Annotated in this window: 17 protein-coding genes; 3 read left to right on the top strand and 14 right to left on the bottom strand. The window is 69.5% G+C overall.

Annotation, left to right across the window (positions count from 1 at the left end):
* Window positions 1-55: 55 nt before the first annotated feature.
* From FZN60_RS01480 to FZN60_RS01465, 4 genes are all read right to left on the bottom strand, one after another.
* Entirely contained in the window at window positions 56-2,383 is a 2,328-nt protein-coding gene (locus tag FZN60_RS01480) for a DUF4214 domain-containing protein (protein ID WP_158870300.1), read from the bottom strand.
* 566 nt (window positions 2,384-2,949) lie between these two features.
* Window positions 2,950-3,171 carry a helix-turn-helix transcriptional regulator gene (locus FZN60_RS01475; protein WP_158870298.1) on the bottom strand — a complete coding sequence of 74 codons (222 nt, stop codon included), beginning with the start codon at window positions 3,169-3,171 and terminating at the stop codon, window positions 2,950-2,952.
* 258 nt (window positions 3,172-3,429) lie between these two features.
* A complete protein-coding gene (locus tag FZN60_RS01470; RefSeq protein WP_158870296.1) occupies window positions 3,430-4,461 on the bottom strand; it encodes an L-idonate 5-dehydrogenase in 1,032 nt (343 codons plus the stop codon).
* 11 nt (window positions 4,462-4,472) lie between these two features.
* Window positions 4,473-5,420 (bottom strand): 2-hydroxyacid dehydrogenase, encoded by a 948-nt coding sequence (locus tag FZN60_RS01465; RefSeq protein ID WP_158870294.1) that lies wholly within the window; start codon window positions 5,418-5,420, stop codon window positions 4,473-4,475.
* A 129-nt stretch (window positions 5,421-5,549) separates the two neighbouring features.
* Between FZN60_RS01465 and FZN60_RS01460 the strand changes: the two genes are divergently transcribed.
* From FZN60_RS01460 to FZN60_RS01450, 3 genes are all read left to right on the top strand, one after another.
* A complete protein-coding gene (locus FZN60_RS01460; RefSeq protein WP_158870292.1) occupies window positions 5,550-6,323 on the top strand; it encodes an SDR family oxidoreductase in 774 nt (257 codons plus the stop codon).
* Between the two features lie 10 nt (window positions 6,324-6,333).
* Window positions 6,334-6,861: a gluconokinase gene (locus tag FZN60_RS01455; protein ID WP_246726517.1), complete on the top strand. Its 528-nt coding sequence runs from the start codon at window positions 6,334-6,336 to the stop codon at window positions 6,859-6,861.
* A 63-nt stretch (window positions 6,862-6,924) separates the two neighbouring features.
* Window positions 6,925-7,944 carry a LacI family DNA-binding transcriptional regulator gene (locus FZN60_RS01450; RefSeq protein WP_158870290.1) on the top strand — a complete coding sequence of 340 codons (1,020 nt, stop codon included), beginning with the start codon at window positions 6,925-6,927 and terminating at the stop codon, window positions 7,942-7,944.
* Window positions 7,945-8,020: 76 nt separating this feature from the next.
* Here the strand turns inward: FZN60_RS01450 and FZN60_RS01445 are convergent, their stop codons facing one another.
* From FZN60_RS01445 to accC, 10 genes are all read right to left on the bottom strand, one after another.
* A complete protein-coding gene (locus FZN60_RS01445) occupies window positions 8,021-8,860 on the bottom strand; it encodes an ABC transporter substrate-binding protein (RefSeq protein ID WP_246726536.1) in 840 nt (279 codons plus the stop codon).
* Window positions 8,861-8,892: 32 nt separating this feature from the next.
* Entirely contained in the window at window positions 8,893-9,654 is a 762-nt protein-coding gene (locus tag FZN60_RS01440; protein WP_304505828.1) for an amino acid ABC transporter ATP-binding protein, read from the bottom strand.
* A gap of 17 nt (window positions 9,655-9,671) precedes the next feature.
* Entirely contained in the window at window positions 9,672-10,421 is a 750-nt protein-coding gene (locus FZN60_RS01435) for an amino acid ABC transporter permease (protein ID WP_158870286.1), read from the bottom strand.
* Window positions 10,422-10,424: 3 nt separating this feature from the next.
* The gene (locus FZN60_RS01430; RefSeq protein ID WP_158870284.1) at window positions 10,425-11,126 is read right to left on the bottom strand and encodes an amino acid ABC transporter permease; all 702 of its coding nucleotides are present in this window, start codon (window positions 11,124-11,126) and stop codon (window positions 10,425-10,427) included.
* Entirely contained in the window at window positions 11,123-11,887 is a 765-nt protein-coding gene (locus tag FZN60_RS01425; RefSeq protein WP_158870282.1) for an SDR family oxidoreductase, read from the bottom strand. Before FZN60_RS01425 ends, FZN60_RS01430 begins: the two co-directional genes overlap by 4 nt.
* 141 nt (window positions 11,888-12,028) lie before the next feature.
* Window positions 12,029-12,793 carry a LamB/YcsF family protein gene (locus tag FZN60_RS01420; protein WP_158870280.1) on the bottom strand — a complete coding sequence of 255 codons (765 nt, stop codon included), beginning with the start codon at window positions 12,791-12,793 and terminating at the stop codon, window positions 12,029-12,031.
* Between the two features lie 18 nt (window positions 12,794-12,811).
* Entirely contained in the window at window positions 12,812-13,231 is a 420-nt protein-coding gene (locus FZN60_RS01415; RefSeq protein ID WP_158870278.1) for an acetyl-CoA carboxylase biotin carboxyl carrier protein, read from the bottom strand.
* Complete coding sequence (locus tag FZN60_RS01410; protein WP_158870276.1) at window positions 13,228-14,217, bottom strand: 5-oxoprolinase subunit C family protein; 990 nt, start codon at window positions 14,215-14,217, stop codon at window positions 13,228-13,230. Before FZN60_RS01410 ends, FZN60_RS01415 begins: the two co-directional genes overlap by 4 nt.
* Window positions 14,214-14,873, bottom strand: a complete 660-nt coding sequence (gene pxpB, locus FZN60_RS01405) for a 5-oxoprolinase subunit PxpB (RefSeq protein ID WP_158870274.1) — start codon at window positions 14,871-14,873, stop codon at window positions 14,214-14,216. Before pxpB ends, FZN60_RS01410 begins: the two co-directional genes overlap by 4 nt.
* Window positions 14,870-16,222 carry an acetyl-CoA carboxylase biotin carboxylase subunit gene (accC, locus tag FZN60_RS01400; RefSeq protein WP_158870654.1) on the bottom strand — a complete coding sequence of 451 codons (1,353 nt, stop codon included), beginning with the start codon at window positions 16,220-16,222 and terminating at the stop codon, window positions 14,870-14,872. Before accC ends, pxpB begins: the two co-directional genes overlap by 4 nt.
* Between the last annotated feature and the right edge of the window lie 3 nt (window positions 16,223-16,225).

Genomic DNA, 16,225 nt, shown 5'->3' with positions numbered 1-16,225 from the left:
ATCTCCCGCCGCCTGTCTGATCGGGGCCGACCCAAGCTGGCCCCGTTCTTCCTGCTTAGGCGATGACGTCGGTTGCGGTCAGCGTGACAACACCCGTCAGCTTGATCACGGCGTCGGTCGTGCTATCGAACGCGGCACCAGCGCCATTGTCGACCACCACGAAGGTGTTGCCACCGAACTGGAAGTACGTGGTCACGCCGGCGGCACCACCGTTGCCAGCAGCGGCGAGGTTGAGAGCACCCGCGAAGTCCGGAGCAGCAGCGACGTTTACCGCCGTAGCGTTGAAGGTACCAGCAGCGGTCGAGAGACCCGACACGTCGAGCTTGTCAGTACCCGATGTGAAGTCCGCGATGGTGGTGAGATTGTTCGCGCTCGCCTGGCCAAGGGCAGTGAACTTGAACGTGTCAACACCAGCGCCACCGGCGTAAGTGTCGGCGCCAGCCGTCGCGTTGATCGTGTCGGCACCCGCGCCGCCAACGATGATGTCCTGCGCCGCCGAGCCGGTGATGACCAGCTTGCCGGTGAAGGCCGAAGCGTTGACGTTTGCGGCAGTACCGACGCTACCGACCGTGAGGTCATGCGAGCCCGTTACGACGACCGAAGTCGTGGTGAGCGCCCCGGTATTGCTCTGACCGGTGATCGACGTGATGGTGTTCGGATTGGCAGCGTCATTGACGCCGGTCGACGCGATGTTGATCGTGCCCGTACCGACCTGAGCCGCCGTGTTGTTGGTGAAGTTCACCGTCAGCGCACCGACGTCACCGCCGTTGCCAGTGATGCCTTCGAGCGCAACGTTCACCGACTTGACGTCGGCACCCGTGTTGATCGTCGCAGCGTCGGTGTTCAACTCACCGAAAGCGTACGTGCGGGTCGAACCGGCCGAGTTGATGGTATCGGCAGCCGTCGTGTTGAACAGGAGCTTGGTGATCTCCGTGTTCGTGAACGTCGTGCCGCTGATCGTGGTGGCAGTAGCACCGGTGAACTCGAGGACCTCGAAGCCGGTGACCTTGCTGTTCAGGGCAGCAAGGGTGCCGTTCGCGACGACCGTCGAGTAATCAGCGCCCGCAACCGCGATGGTGTCCGTGCCCGCACCGCCGACAACCGTGTCAGCCGTGGTGAGCGTGGTACCAAACACGAAGCGGTCGTTACCCGAGCCGCCCGTGACGGAGGCATCGCTGGTGCCGACGGTGAACGTAACGCCACCGGAATTGGCGGCGGCGTTGACCGTCTTGACCGAGTCGGCAAGCGCGTTCGTGACCGTGAGCTTCTGCGTGCCCGAAACGGTTACCGTGGTCTCCGTGCCGGTCGAGGCGAGAGTGCCGATCGTGGAAGCGCCAGTGCCGGTCGCGTTCAGGTCGATCGTCGTCAGAGCCGCGCCATCGACGTTCAGCGTGCCGAGCGTGCTGGCTGCAACGTTTACCGTCACGGCCGTGTCGGTCGCGGTGGTGGTGACGGTGTGGGTCTTACCGCCAGTGACGCCCGAGAAAGAAGCGCCCTGCGTGGCGTTGACCGTAAAGGTGCCAGCGGCAGTTGCCGTGTTCGTCAGGCCAACTGTCGTCACATCGGTGATCGAAGCAACATTGGCCGTTACGTCACCAGCCGGTGCCGTGAAGTTGACGACTTCAACGCCAGAAAGCTGCGGGAGTGTCGCGGTACCAGTGGCACCGAACAGGTTCAGCGTGTCGACGCCAGCGCCGCCATTAACCGAGTCGGCAGCAGTGACCTGATTGGTCACAGCATAGTCGCCGACGAACGTGTCATTGCCAGCAGTGCCCGAAAGCGCATCGATACCCGCAGTGAAGGCGAAGGTCGCGCCGGGGTTGGTCGCGCCACCGAGCGAGCCGGTGTAGGTCGCGGTGCCCTGGCCAGCAGCGTCGAGGAAGTTCGACACCGCAGTGTCAACGCTGCGACGGAACTCGGGAGCCTCGGAGAAGGCCAGCGCGATGCGGGCGGCCGAGAAGCCGGAGTTGAGGTAGAAGTCAACTTCCGAGGCGGCTGGAGCGCGGCCGAGGACCTGCTGGTAGACGGCGTTGATGAAGGCCGTGTTGACGGTGTTACCACCGAAGCGGGCGGCGAACTCCGGCGAGGCGGCGAAGCCTTCGGCGATGTTCTGCTCGTTGGCCGGGCCGCGGAGCGCGTCGACCTGGAAGTTCAGGCCGGCCTGGTCCGGAACGCGGCCGAAGACCACCTGGTACAGGCGGACGACGTCCTGGACGTCCTGGCCTTCCGGCGAGTTGATCAGGGCGGCGCGGGCCTGGGCCAGCGTCAGGGCGCCCGAGTTGACGGCCGAGACGTACGAGTTGAGCTCGGCGTCGGAGACCTCAGTGCCGGAGCGCTGCAGGATGTTCTGAAATGCTAGACGGATATCGTCGATCGTAGCCACGTTTCTCTCCACGTGAGACAGGCGCCGAGGCGCCCCAAAGGGTCGGGTCTCCCCTCCCCAATTCTGCAGCGCAGGCCCGAGGCCTGCCGAGCAGGAAAAGACGTCAGCAACCAGCCTTCCCGAACACGCAGAGCGTGTCCCGGCTACGGTACTCGGGCTGGTGAACTGTCTCCTTCCCCGACTGCCAGTTCCATACAGTGATCACTCTACGGCGGCAAGTGAGATTAATCTGGATCAACTCCGCAAGCTGCCAAGGGATTCCAGAGCCGTCCAACATGTTGCATTCCGGCACCGGAACGAGCGGCTTTGTCCAGCTTCGCGACAGTTTCGTCGATCGGGATCGATGACTTCTCGCCGAGCGAGCCGTCCCACAATCAAGGGATGCTTTCCAGATGCTTGGGCGCCGAACGACATCCGGCCGATCGTCGTTTCACAGGAGGTGAGGTTCCGGCGCAACGATGCGGCGATCCACGACCGGCGCATCCACCTGCGCCCGGTTGCGCGGAGGGCCGCGTCTTGCAGGCGTCGGGGCTGGGTGCGCGGGCCCCTCGCCTCGCGCCAGCCGTTCAGGCTCTGGGAAGGCTTTCGATCCAGGCGTCGATTTCCGACTCGCGCCACCGGACGGTGCCGGGTCCGACCTGCAGGGGCCGGGGGAGCGTGCCGTTCGCCATGCGGTCGTAGACGGCCCCGCGGCTGATGCCGAGCTTCTGCTGAACCTCGCGAAGCCGCAGCAGGCGCTCGCCGCCGCCGGGCCTCACCTCGTCTGTGGCGTGCGCGCGCTCGGCCATGGTCGATCCTCATCAAGGCGAGGCCAGCATAGACCGATCGCGCCCCTCCATCACCCGCCATCCCCATCGTAGATGGGTGGTCGCGCCATGGTTGGTCGCCTTGCGGTTGTCGGACCGCGCGCCCGCGGGCCCGGCCGCTGACGGGCCCGCGCGGGGGCCGCATCGCCACCCGGCGGGCGCGATCCCCGAAGACGGGGGCCGGCATTTCCGCCTCCCCCATCCACGCGCTTCGGGTCGGTGACCGGCCGGTGCGATGCTTCAGGCGAAGGCGATCTGGACCTTCATCGCGGAGGTCCGGTCGTTGGCGAGGTGGAAGGCGCTCTCGGCTTCGGCCAGGGGCAGCGTGTGGGTGATCAGCGGCGAAACGTCGACGAGGCGCTTCCTCATCAGCTCGACGCCGGTCGCGTATTCCTCGTGGAAGCGGAAGGAGCCGCGCAGGTCCAGCTCCTTGGCCGTGACCGCGGTCATCGGGATCGTCATGTCGCCGCCCAGGCCAAGCTGCATGACCACCGCGCGGGGACGCAGGACGGGAATGGCGCCGGCGAGCGCGGCCGCCGAGCCGGAGCATTCGAAGAGGACGTCGAAGGTGCCCTTGTCGGCGGCGTAGGGCGCCAGCGCGTCCGGCTCGTCGCGGGTGTTGAGCGCCCGGTCGGCGCCGACCCGCCGCGCCATGTCCAGCGTGAAGGCGGACAGGTCGGTGGCGACGATCTCGGCCGCGCCCGCCCGGCGCGCCGCGATGATCGCGAGGGTGCCGATCGGTCCGCAGCCGGTCACGAGGACGCGCTTGCCCATGAGGTCGCCGGCTCGGCGCGCGGCGTGGAGGCAGACCGCCAGCGGCTCGGCCACCGCCGCCTCGCCCGGCGTCAGCCCGTCAGCCGGCACGCACTGCGCGGCATCGGCCACCAGCACCTCGCGGAAGGCGCCCTGGATGTGCGGAAAGGGCATGGCGCTGCCGTAGAAGCGCATGTTCAGGCAGTGGTTGCGAAGGCCTTCGGCGCAGTAGCGGCAGTGCCCGCAGGGGCGCGAGGGCGAGACGGCGACGAGCTGGCCGACGACGAGGCCCGACACGCCGGCGCCGAGCGCCTCGACATGCCCTGAGACCTCGTGGCCGAGGATCATCGGCTCCTTCAGCCGGACCGCGCCGAAGCCGCCGTGATTGTAGTAGTGGAGGTCGCTGCCGCAGACGCCGCCGATGGCGAGGCGAAGGCGCACTTCGCCGGGGCCGGGCTCGCCCGCTTGCCCCTCCTCGACGCGCAGGTCCTTCGGCCCGTGGATGACGATGGACTTCATGAGGGACACCTTCAAAGAACGGGGGTGGGAAGCGGCGCGCCGGCGAAGTGGGCGGCGAGGTTGTCGCGCACGAGCCGGCCCATGGCCTTGCGCGTCTCGACCGTGCCGGAAGCGTGGTGGGGCTGCAGAAGAACGTTGGGAAGCTCAAGGAAACGCGGGTTCAGAGCCGGCTCGCCCTCGAAGACGTCGAGGGCGGCGGAGCCGAGGCGTCCGTCCTCCAGAGCGTCGAGGAGCGCCTCCTCGTCGATGTTGGAGGCGCGCGAGATGTTGACGATCATGCCGTTCGGCCCGACCGCCTCGATCACCTGCCGGTTCACGATGTGGCGGGTGGCGGCCGAGGCGGCGAGGGTCACGAAGAAGACGTCGGCATGCCTCGCCAGCTCCACCGGATCGGCGACGAAGCGCCAGTCCGGCGCGTAGTCCTTGGCCGAGACGTCGCTGTAGGCGATGTCCATATCGAAGCCGACGAGGCGCTTGGCGACCTCGTAGCCGATGCGCCCGAGGCCGAGGACGCCGGCCTTGGCGCCGTGGACGCGCGTCTTCAGGGGATAAAGGCCCTTCGCCGCCCAGCTCCCGTCGCGCACCCAGGCCTCCGCCCCGATCATGCCGCGCGACTGGACGAGCATCATGGCGACGCCGAGGTCGGCGACGTCCTTGGTGAGGACGTCCGGCGTGTTGGTGACGCGGATGCCGCGTTCGCGGCAGGCGGCGAGGTCCACTGCGTCGAAGCCGACGCCGTAGACGGAAACGATCTCGAGGTTCGGCAGCGCCTCGATGAGGGCGCGCGAGGCGCCGAGCTCGCCGCGGGTCGCGATCGCCCGGATGCGCGGAGCGATCTCAGCCAGGAAGGCCGACTTGTCGCCGGCCTCGAACAGGCGATGAACCTCGTAGGCCTGATCCAGGGGTTCCTGGTCCCAGGCCGGATAGGGACCGATCTGAAGCACGCCCGCTTTCGTCATCCGAAGCTCTCCCGAAGCACCACCATTCGAGCCTAGCCGACGCTTGACTCGGATTGTTATCGATAACATAAGGTGTGGGAACGTGTAGCGGCGCCAGCCGCGGATGTCGAGACGAAATCGGAGGCTGACATGACGGCCGGAACCAACCTGTTCGATCTCGGGGGCCGCCGCGCCCTCGTCACCGGCTCCTCCGGGGGCATCGGGCTCGCGCTCGCGCGGGGCCTTCGCGCGGCGGGTGCCGAGGTCGTCCTCAACGGCCGCGACGCCGCCCGGCTCCACGCTGCGGCGGGCGAACTCGGGGACCAGGGCCCCGCCGTCCACAGCCTCGTCTTCGACGTCACCAGCCACGAGGAGGTGCGCGCGGCCGTCGACGGCTTCGAGGCCGCCGTTGGGCCGATCGACATCCTCGTCAACAATGCCGGCATGCAGCATCGGGGGCCCCTGGAGGAGTTCCCGGCGGATGCCTTCGAGCGCCTCCTCCAGACCAACATCGCATCCGTCTTCCATGTCGGCCAGGCGGTGGCGCGGCACATGATCGGGCGGGGCGCCGGCAAGATCATCAACATCGCCTCCGTGCAGACGGCCCTCGCCCGCCCCGGCATCGCCCCCTACACCGCGACCAAAGGCGCCGTCGGCAACCTGACCAAGGGCATGGCGACGGACTGGGCGCGCCACGGCCTCCAATGCAACGCCATCGCGCCGGGCTACTTCGACACGCCGCTCAACGCCGCGCTCGTCGCCGATCCCGCCTTCAGCGCCTGGCTGGAGAAGCGCACGCCGGCCGGACGCTGGGGCCGCGTCGAGGAGCTCGTCGGCGCCTGCGTCTTCCTCGCCTCGCCCGCTTCCAGCTTCGTCAACGGCCACACGCTCTTCGTCGACGGCGGCATCACCGCCTCGCTGTGAGGATCAATCCATGCCCAACTACGTCGTGATGGGGGTCGCCGGCTGCGGCAAGTCCTCCGTGGGCACGGCCTTCGCCGCCCGGATCGGCGCCGTCTTCCTGGACGGCGACGACCTCCACGGGGAGGCCAACATCGCCAAGATGGCGCGCGGCGAGCCGCTGAGCGATGCCGACCGCCACCCGTGGCTGGACCGCGTCGGCGCCGCGCTCCGCGCGGGAAGCGGCTCGACGGTGATCGGCTGCTCGGCGCTCAAGCGCAGCTATCGCGACCGCATCCGGGCGGCGGCGGGCGGGCCGGTGGTCTTCGTTCACCTCGACGGCAGCCGGGAGCTGATCGGCGCGCGCATGGCCGCGCGCACCGGCCACTTCATGCCGACCTCGCTTCTCGACAGCCAGTTCGCGGCGCTCGAACGTCCGACCGATGACGAGAACGCCTGGATCGCTTCGATCGACCAGCCGCTGGACGACCTCGTCTCGGCGCTGGCGGCGCGGGCCGAAGCGACGGCCGCGCCTCCCCTTGCCACGCAAGGCGCCGGCTGAACCCCTCCCCTTTCCCAAGGGCCGGTCGCGGCCGTCCCCTCGAACCCGAGCGCCCGTTCCGCCATGCGTGAGCCCCGCAAAGCCCCGACCATGGCCGACGTCGCGCGCGTGGCGGGCGTGTCCGCGATGACGGTGTCGCGGGCGCTCAAATCGACGAGCTCGGTGAACCCCGACACCCGCAAGGCGATCCTGGAGGCGGCGGAGGCGATCGGCTACGTGCTCGACGGCACAGCGTCGAGCTTCCGCCTCCAGCGCAGCGGCTTCGTCGCCGCGACCATCCCCTCCATCGACAACGCCAACTTCGCCGCGACGGTGGGCGCCCTGACGGAGGGGCTGAAGGCGGCCGGGCTCGAAGTGCTGCTCGGCGCCACCAATTACGATCTCGCCGAGGAGGAGCGGCTGATCGAGCAGTTCCTGCGCCGCCGCCCGGAGGCGATCGTCGTCACCGGCGGCAGCCACACCGATCGCGCCCGGCGCATGCTGGAACAGGCGGCCATTCCGTTGGTGGAGACCTGGGATCTGCCCGCCGAGCCGATCGGCCACGTCGTCGGCTTCTCGAACGCCGCGGCGATCCGGACGATGGTCGACCACTTCGCCGATGCAGGCTATCGCGACATCGCCTTCATCGGCGGCGAGGCGGCGCGCGACAGCCGCGGCCACGACCGCCGGCAAGGCTTCGTCGAAGCGATGACGGCGCGGGGCCTCGATGCCGGGCGGCTGATCGATGCCGGGCCGCCGCCGATCTCCGTGCGCGAGGGCGCGCTCGCCATGCGCGCGCTGATCGAACGGGGGCTCGGCGCCCAGGCCGTGATCTGCGTCTCCGACCTTGCGGCCTTCGGCGCGCTGACGGAGTGCCAGAGGCAGGGCCTCGCCGTGCCTCGGGACGTGGCGATCGGCGGCTTCGGCGCCTACGAGATCGCCGCCTACAGCGTGCCGACGCTGACGACGATCGACGCGCGCGCCGCCGAGATCGGCGCGGAAGCGGCGCGGCTGGTCACCGGCCTCCTCGACGGCCGGATCGAGCGGACCGAGCGGCTGCGGATCGAGGTGCCGTATCGTCTGCTGATCGGCCAGAGCAGCTGAGCCGGCCCGTGAAACTGCCGGCCCGCGCGGGTTTCGCGACGGGCCGGCGCTCATTTCCCGATGACCGAGCGGCCCCTTACGGGATCGGCTCGAACTTCAGTTCGGAGAGCGGGACGACCTTGTCGGTGCGGGTCATCTTGTACTCGGTCGAGGGGCCGAGCCACTTGTCCCAGGCCGCGTTGATCTCGCCGGCCTCGTCCATGGCGCGCAGCGTCTCGTTGACCTTGGCGAGCAGCGCGTCCTCGCCCTTCATCATGCCGATGGCGACCGGCTGGTAGAGCATCGGCGTCTCGATCATCTTGAGCGGCACGCCGGCGGTCTGCGACTGGTTGACAAGCTTGGTGATGGTCATGGTGTTGGCCACCATGCCGCGCGCCTTGTTCTGCTGGACGGCCATGAAGGCCGAGCCGGTGTCCTGGAAGGTCAGCGGGTCGGAGCCGTTCATCTTGATCGCGGCCTCGGAGGTCGAGCCCTTGGTCGAGGCGAGGCGCTTCTCCTTGAAGTCGTCCTTGGTCGTGCCGGGGTCGCTCGCCTTGACCGCCAGCATCTCCTTGGCGAGGTAGTAGGGATCGCTGAACTGGATCTGCTCGGCGCGGCCGAGCGTGTAGGCGAGGTTGGCGATGGTCAGATCGACGCGGCCGAGCTTGACCTCCGGCACGCGTGCCTCGACCGAGAGCGGCGTGATCTCGGCCTTCACGCCCAAATGCTTGGCGATGGTGTTGCATAGGTCGACGTCGAAGCCGACCATCTCGCGCGTCTGCGGATCGGGCGCGGCGAAGGGCGGCACGTCGGCGAAGGTGCCGCATTTGAGGACGCCGGCCGCCTGGATGTCGGCGAGCTTGTCGGCCTTTGCGGCACCGGACGCTGCCATCAAGGCGAGGGCGACAGCCGAGGCGCCGAAGGCGAGTCGTTTCATGGTCATGCTGGTGTCCTCTTGGGTTGGGATGGTCAGTGGCGGAGGTCCGACAGGAAGCGCTGGGCGCGCGGGTGCTGCGGGTTGGTGAAGAAGGTCTCGGGGTCGGCGGTCTCGAGGATGCGGCCGGCATCCATGAACCAGATCCGGTCTGCGACCTCGCGGGCGAAGCCCATCTCGTGGGTGACGCAGATCATCGTCATGCCCTCGGCGGCGAGCCCCTTCATGACGGCGAGCACCTCGCCGACCATCTCGGGATCGAGGGCGGAGGTGGGCTCGTCGAAGAGCATGGCCGGCGGCTCCATGGCGAGCGCGCGGGCGATGGCCACGCGCTGCTGCTGGCCGCCGGAGAGTTGCGCCGGATAGGCGTTGGCCTTCTCGGCGAGGCCGACCCGGTCGAGGAGCGCCATGGCCTTGGTTCTGGCGAGGTCCTTCTTCACGCCGTTGATGCGAATCGGCGAGAGCGTGATGTTCTCCAGCGTCGACAGGTGCGGGAAGAGGTTGAAGCTCTGGAAGACGAAGCCGATCCGGCTTCTCAGCCGGTTGAGGTCGGCGCGGCCGACGCGGCCCGACACCTCGCGCCCGTCGAAGGTGATCGAGCCGGAATCGATCTCCTCCAGCCGGTTCACCGTCCGGATGAGCGTCGACTTGCCCGAGCCCGAGGGACCGCAGACCACCAGCACCTCGCCCTTCGAGACGGAGGCGTCGATGTCGACGAGGGCGTGGTACTGGCCGTAATGCTTGTTGACGTTGGAGAAGCGGATCATCGCGGGCGCCGCATCCTGGGAAACGCTCATGGGGTGGCTCCTCGGGTTCAAAGCTCGGCGGTGAGCGCCTGCGGGCGCAGTTCGGGAGCGATGCGGCGCGTGCCGGCCCGCTTGGCGGCGATGCGGCGCTCGAGGGTCGTCGCGGCCTTGGTGAGGCTCCAGCAGATCACGTAGTAGACGATCGCCAGGATCGCGAAGACCTCGAAGGGCTGGGTCAGCAAGCGGTTGTTGATCTGGTTGGCCGCGAAGGTCAGCTCGGGCACGTTGATGACGTAGCCGAGGGTCGTTTCCTTGATGGTGGAGACGAACTGGCTGAGGATGCTCGGCAGCATGTTGTAGAGTGCCTGGGGCAGGATGACCCAGCGCATGGCGCCGAAATAGCCGTGGCCGAGAGAGCGGGCCGCCTCCATCTGGCCGCGTCCCAAAGCGAGGATGCCGGCGCGGATGATCTCGCTCAGGAATGCCGCCTCGTAGAGGACGAGGGTGACGAGCATCGTCACGAAGCCCGGCACGGTGCGCCCGATCAGCAGCGGCACCATGAAGTAGACCCAGAGGATCAGCATGAGCAGCGGCACGCCGCGCGCGACGTAGACGAAGGCGGTGGCCGGCCAGAGCACGGCCCGCCACGGCGAGAGCCGCGCGAGCGCCAGCAGGATGCCGACCGGGAAGGCGAGGACGATCGACAGGACCGACAGGATGAAGGTCGAGGCGAGGCCGCCGAGCGGTCCGTTCGGATACTGGCCGATGAGGAGGAGGAGCCAGTTCTCCTGGACGATCGAAACGATGTTCTCGATCATGGCTCAGCGTGCTCCCGCCACTTGCGCGCGCTTCATCAGGAGCGCGCCGACGGCCATGATGAGGAGCGAGCAGACGAGATAGGCGACCGTGGCGATGGCGTAGGTCTCGAAGGTGCGGAAGGACAGGTTCTCGACCTCGCGCACCGCATGGGTCAGCTCCGAGGCGCCGATCGCCATGGCGAGGCTCGAATTCTTGAACAGCGAGACCGAGTGGTTGACGAGCGCGGGGAGAGCGTTGCGGTAGGCCTGCGGCAGAAGCACGTAGCGCATGGACGAGATGTGGCCGTGGCCGAGCGCGCGGGCCGCCTCGACCTGACCCTTCGGCACGGAGCGAAGCCCCGAGCGCAGGTCCTCGGTGAAGTAGGCCGCCTGGCACAGGCCGAGACCGATGATCGCGAAGATGACCTCGGCGTTGTGATCGCTCAGCCAGTACTGCAGCTCCTCGGGGAGCAGGCTGTAGATGCCGAAGTACCAGAGGATGAGCTGGACCAGCGTCGGGACGTTGCGATGATACGAGACGTAGGCGGCGACGAAGCGGTCGGCGATCGGCACCGGGATCTGGCGGATCACCAGGAGCAGGAAACCGAGGCTCATGGCGAGCGTCCAGGAGCCGACGGCGATCACGAAGGTCATCTGGATGCCGGCGATCAGCATCCCGGCGAACTCGGGATTGGATAGAACCGCGAGGACGTCGAAGCCGCTCATCGCGCCTCCCCGCCGCCGGGCGAGGCGGGCTTGGCGGTCTGGAGGCCGCCCATGACCTGGAGGGTCGGGGTGATCTCGATATGGCCGACGTTCATCGAGACGGGCGCGGCGACCGCGAAGGCGATGGCGTCGGCGATGTCGCTGGCCGTCGGCAGCTCGAAGCCGTCGATGAAGCGCTCGCGGATTTCCGGGCTGTCGCCGTGGACGTGGGCGAAGATGTCGGTGGCCACGCGCCCCGGGCAGACCTCGGTCACGCGCACGCGGCGCCCGAAGGTGTCGATGCGCAGCTGGTTCGACAGCATCGCCACGCCGGCCTTGGTGGCGTGATAGGTCGAGTTGCCGCCGAAATTGTAGTTGCCGGCGATCGAGGAGATGTTGATCACGTGCCCCCGGTCTCGCGCCGCCATGCCCGGCACGACCATGCGGCAGAGGTGGAGGACGGCGCGCAGGTTCACGTCGACCAGGAGGTCGATGTCGCCCTCGTCGGCCTCCAGGAACTTCTTCGGCCGATCGACGCCGGCATTGTTGACGAGGACGTCGAACGCGACCTCGCTCGTCAGCCTGGCGAGCGCCGCCCGATCGGTGACGTCGACGACGTGCGGCACGCAGCCGGTCTTCTCCGCCAGAGCCTTCAAGGGCTCGGCGCTGCGGGCGATGGCGTGGACGGTGAGCCCTTCGCGGGCGAAGCGCTCCACGACGGCCGCGCCGATGCCGCCCGAAGCGCCGGTGACGAGTGCGGTTCTGTAGTCGGAGAAGGGCATGGGCTGCGGTTCCATGTGTTGCCGGAAGCTTACCGAAGACGGGATAGCCGGCGCCAAGACGGATTGGCTGTGGAGCGATAAGACCGGCTTATGCCTATTGCTGCGGCGCGCCAATCAAGTGTGCAGTTGCGACGAAAGGCATCAGGCGATGCGTGAGACCGGCACCACGGAGCCGCCGGCCGCCTCGATCTCGCGGCGGATCGTGCGGGCGAGATCCACCGCTCCTGCCGTGTCGCCGTGGAGCAGGATGCTGTCCGCCTTCGTCGGGAGACGCTCGCCCTCATAGGTCACGACGACCCCTTCGGTGAGGAGCAGCCGCACGCGCTGCAGCACCTCGGCTTCGTCGTGGATGACCGAGCGCGGCAGGCGCCGCGGCACGAGGAGGCCGTCGGCATGATAGGCGCGGTCGGCGAGAAAGGTGATCGCCGCGCGAAGGCCGCAGCGCGCCGCAGCGCCTTCGATCGCCCGGCTCGACGAGGTGACGATCGTCACCTCCGGATCGAAGCGGGCGACGGCCTCGACCAGCGGATCGGCGACGGATGCCTCGGCCGCCGCGAGGTTTCCCAGCGCGCCGTGGAAGCTCATATGGGTCATGCGGTGGCCGGCGGCCCGCGCGATGCCGGCGAGCGCGCCGAGCTGGTAGGTCACCATCGCCGCGAGCTCGGGCGCGGGCACGTCCATGCGGCGCCGGCCGAAGCCCTGGATGTCGGGAAAGCCGACATGGGCGCCGACGTCGACGCCCCGCGCCAGAGCCGCCTCGACCGTCCGCTGCATGATCAGCGGATCGCCGGCATGGAAGCCGCAGGCGATGTTGGCGGAGGACAGGACGTCGAGCAGCGCCTCGTCCTCGCCCATGCGCCAGGGGCCGAAGCCTTCGCCGAGATCGGCGTTGAGATCGATCCGCATCGGGGCTCTCCTATGGCGTCAGGGTGAGATGTCGAAGAGCGGGTCGCCGTGACCGGTCAGCGCCCCGTCCTCGCGGCGCACGGCGGCGAGGATGCCGCTCGACGGCGCGCGCACCGGCTGGAGCAGCGCGCCGACCTGCAGGAGAGCCAGAACCTGCCCCGCGACGACGGCGGTCCCCTCGTCCGCGAGCGGCTGCGCGTGCAGGGGATGGGCACGCCGGAACGCGCCGATGCCGGGCGAGGCGACGGTCACGGCGCCAGGCGCCGAGCCCTGCGGCTCGCCCGCGGCGGCTTCGGCTGGCGCGTGCGCGGGCGCTGCCGGCGCACCGTTGCGCGCGAGAAACACGCGGCCCTCGGGCCCGGCGAGCTCCAGCGTGTCGATGCCGGTCTCGGCGAGCAGCGCGGCAAGGCGCGGGATCTGGTCGAGAGGCGAAGTCATCGCGCGGCGCTCCGGGCGCTGAGGAGATCGGCCAGGCGGCGCACCTCGGCGAGCCAGGCCTGCCGCTCGTCGAGGGCGGCGAGCGCCCCGTCCCAATCGGTGGCGAGGAAGCGGAAGCGCGTGCCGATCGGCATCTGGCCGAGGCGCCAGAGGTCGGCCTCGATCACGGTCCCGACCTTGGGGTAGCCGCCGGAGGGCTGGCCCTCGCACATCTGGACGATCGGCTGGCCGTTGTGCGGCACCTGGATGACGCCCGGCACGATGCCGTGGGAGCGGAGCTCCATCGGCGCGACCGGCTCGAGGCCGGGCCCGGCGAGGCGGAAGCCGTAGCGGTCGCTCTGCGGCGTGATCCTGAAGGGCTCGCGCCAGAAGGCGTCGAGCGAGGCGGGGGTGAACCGCCCGTATTCGGCGGCGGGCAGGACGCGCACCGCCGGCAGGCCGTCCGCTTCCAGCGGCAAGGCGAGGCCGGGCGGCACGAGGGCGATCTCCGTCCCCCGGCTTTCGCCGGCAGCGCGCCCGAGCGGCAGCCTGTCGCCCTCGCGCAGCATGCGCCCGTCGAACCCGCCGATGGCCCCGCGAAGCTGGGTCGAGCGCGAGCCGAGCACCTCCGGCACGTCGATGCCGCCGGCGACGCACAGATAGGCCCGGGCCCCGCGCCAGCGCCCGTCCCGCGCATGGTCGAGCCGCAGCACGGCGCCGGCCTTGGCTTGCGCCCGGCTCCAGGGCAGGAGCGGGACGCCGTCGAGCATGGCGGCGCAGTCGGCGCCGGTCAGCGCGAAGAGGGTGTCGGCCTCGAAGCGGACGGAGAAGGGAAAGACCTGCATCTCCACTGCCGCGGCCCCGTCCTCGTTGCCGAGAAGGATGTTGCCGCAGGTCAGCGCCAGCGGGTCCATCGCGCCGGACAGGCCGACGCCCCACCTGAAGGCGTCGAAGCGGCCGAGGTCCTGGACGCTGGCGAGCGCGGCGCGCGACAGGATCTCGATCATCGCCGGATCTCCGCCACCGTGAAGGCGATGCTGTCGCCCGGCTGGAGAAGCGCGGGCGGATCGCGCGAGGCGTCGAAGAAGCGCATCCGCGTCGAGCCGATCGTGTTCCAGCCGCTGGGTCCGTCGGAGGCCGAGACGCCGGTCTGGGCGCCGCCGATCGAGACCGCGCCGCCGGGGATCTTCACCACCGGCACCTGGCGGCGCGGCGTCGCGATGCGCGGGTCCATGCCGCCGAGGTAGCAGTAGCCGGGATGGCTGCCGAGCGCGAAGACGGGATAGACCGGCGCGGAATGGATCGCGACGATCTCCTCGACGTCGAGCCCGGTATGGGCGATCACGTCGGCCATGTGCGGTCCCCCCTCGCCGCCGTAGACGACGGGCAGCTCGATCACCCGCCCGCCGAGCGAGAGCGCGGAGGCCGAGTCCCAGGCCTCGCATAGCCTGTCGGCCAGCGGCTCGAAGCGGCGCGGCACGGTTCGGAACGAGACGAGGAGGTTGTTGACGCCCGGCACCGCCTCGCGGACCTCGGGCCAGGTCTCGGCCAGCCTCGCCAGCGACCAGATGCGCTGCTGCTGGTCGAGCGAGGTCTCGCCCGGCGCCTCGAACAGGAGGGCGGTGGTGCCGAGATGGCTGACGGTCGGCCTTGGCGCGCTCATGGCTGGTCCGCCCCCTTCAGGAGCCGTTCGAGGTGGTGGATGTCGACGCCTCCGGCGATGAAGCCGGGATCGGCGAGGATGCGGGCATGGAGGGCGAGGTTGGTGGAGACGCCCTCGATCCGCGCTTCCGACAGAGCGACCCGCAGGCGGACGAGCGCCTCCTCGCGCGTCGGCCCGTAGGCGATGATCTTGGCGATGAGCGAATCGTAGTGCGGCGGCACGCGGGCGCCCGGCACCATGTGCGTATCGACGCGGATGCCGGGGCCGCCGGGCATGTCGAAGCGGGTGATCGTGCCGGGCGAGGGCTGGAAGCTCTCCGGGTCCTCGGCGTTGATCCGGCATTCGAAGGCGTGGCCGCGCGAGACGATCTCCTCCTGGCGGATCGTCAGCGGGAGCCCGGCCGCGACGCGGATGCCCTCCCGCACGATGTCGATGCCCGTCGTCTCCTCGGTGATCGGGTGCTCGACCTGGACGCGGGTGTTCATCTCGATGAAGGAGAAGACGCCGTCCTCGTAGAGGAACTCGAAGGTGCCCGCCCCGACATAGCCGAGTTGCCGGCAGGCCTCCGCGCAGCGAGCCCCGACTTCGGCGACGAGGGCGTGGTCGAGCCCGGGCGCGGGCGCCTCTTCCAGCACCTTCTGGTGACGCCGCTGAAGCGAGCAGTCGCGACTTCCCAGCCAGAGAGCCTTGCCGTGCCGGTCGGCCAGGACCTGGATCTCGACGTGGCGGGGCCGCGTCAGGAACTTCTCGACGTAGATCTCCGGATTGTTGAAGGCGCGTCGCGCCTCCTCCCGGGTCAGCGCCAGGGCGTCGAGGAGGCCGGCCTCGGCATCCACGACGCGCATGCCGCGCCCGCCCCCGCCCCCGGCGGCCTTGAGGATCACGGGATAGCCGATCTCCGCCGCGACGCGGCGCACGGCGTCGGGATCGTCGGGCAATCCCTCGTCGGGCCCGGGCACGCAGGGCACGCCGGCCCGGCGCATGGCGCACTTGGCGGCGACCTTGTCGCCCATGACGCGGATCGCTTGCGGCGGCGGGCCGACGAAGACGAGGCCGGCCGTCTCGCAGGCTTGCGCGAAGTCGGCGTTCTCCGACAGGAAGCCGTAGCCGGGATGCACGGCCTCGGCCCCCGTCGCCTCGGCCGCGAGGAGAATCGCGGCCGGATCGAGATAGGAGCGCGCAGCCGACGCCGGGCCGATGCAGACGGCCTTGTCGGCGAGCGCCACGTGGCGCGCCTCGCGGTCGGCCTCGGAATGGACGGCGATCGTCTCGATCCCGAGCGAGCGGGCTGCGCGCTGGATGCGCAGCGCGATCTCGCCGCGATTGGCGATGAGGAGCGAGCGGAACATGGG

Origin of the sequence: Antarcticirhabdus aurantiaca (genome assembly GCF_009765365.1) — a bacterium.
Taxonomy (GTDB): domain Bacteria; phylum Pseudomonadota; class Alphaproteobacteria; order Rhizobiales; family Rhizobiaceae; genus Antarcticirhabdus; species Antarcticirhabdus aurantiaca.
Note: the sequence above shows the minus strand (reverse complement) of the source record. Positions and strands in the feature narration are given on the sequence as shown.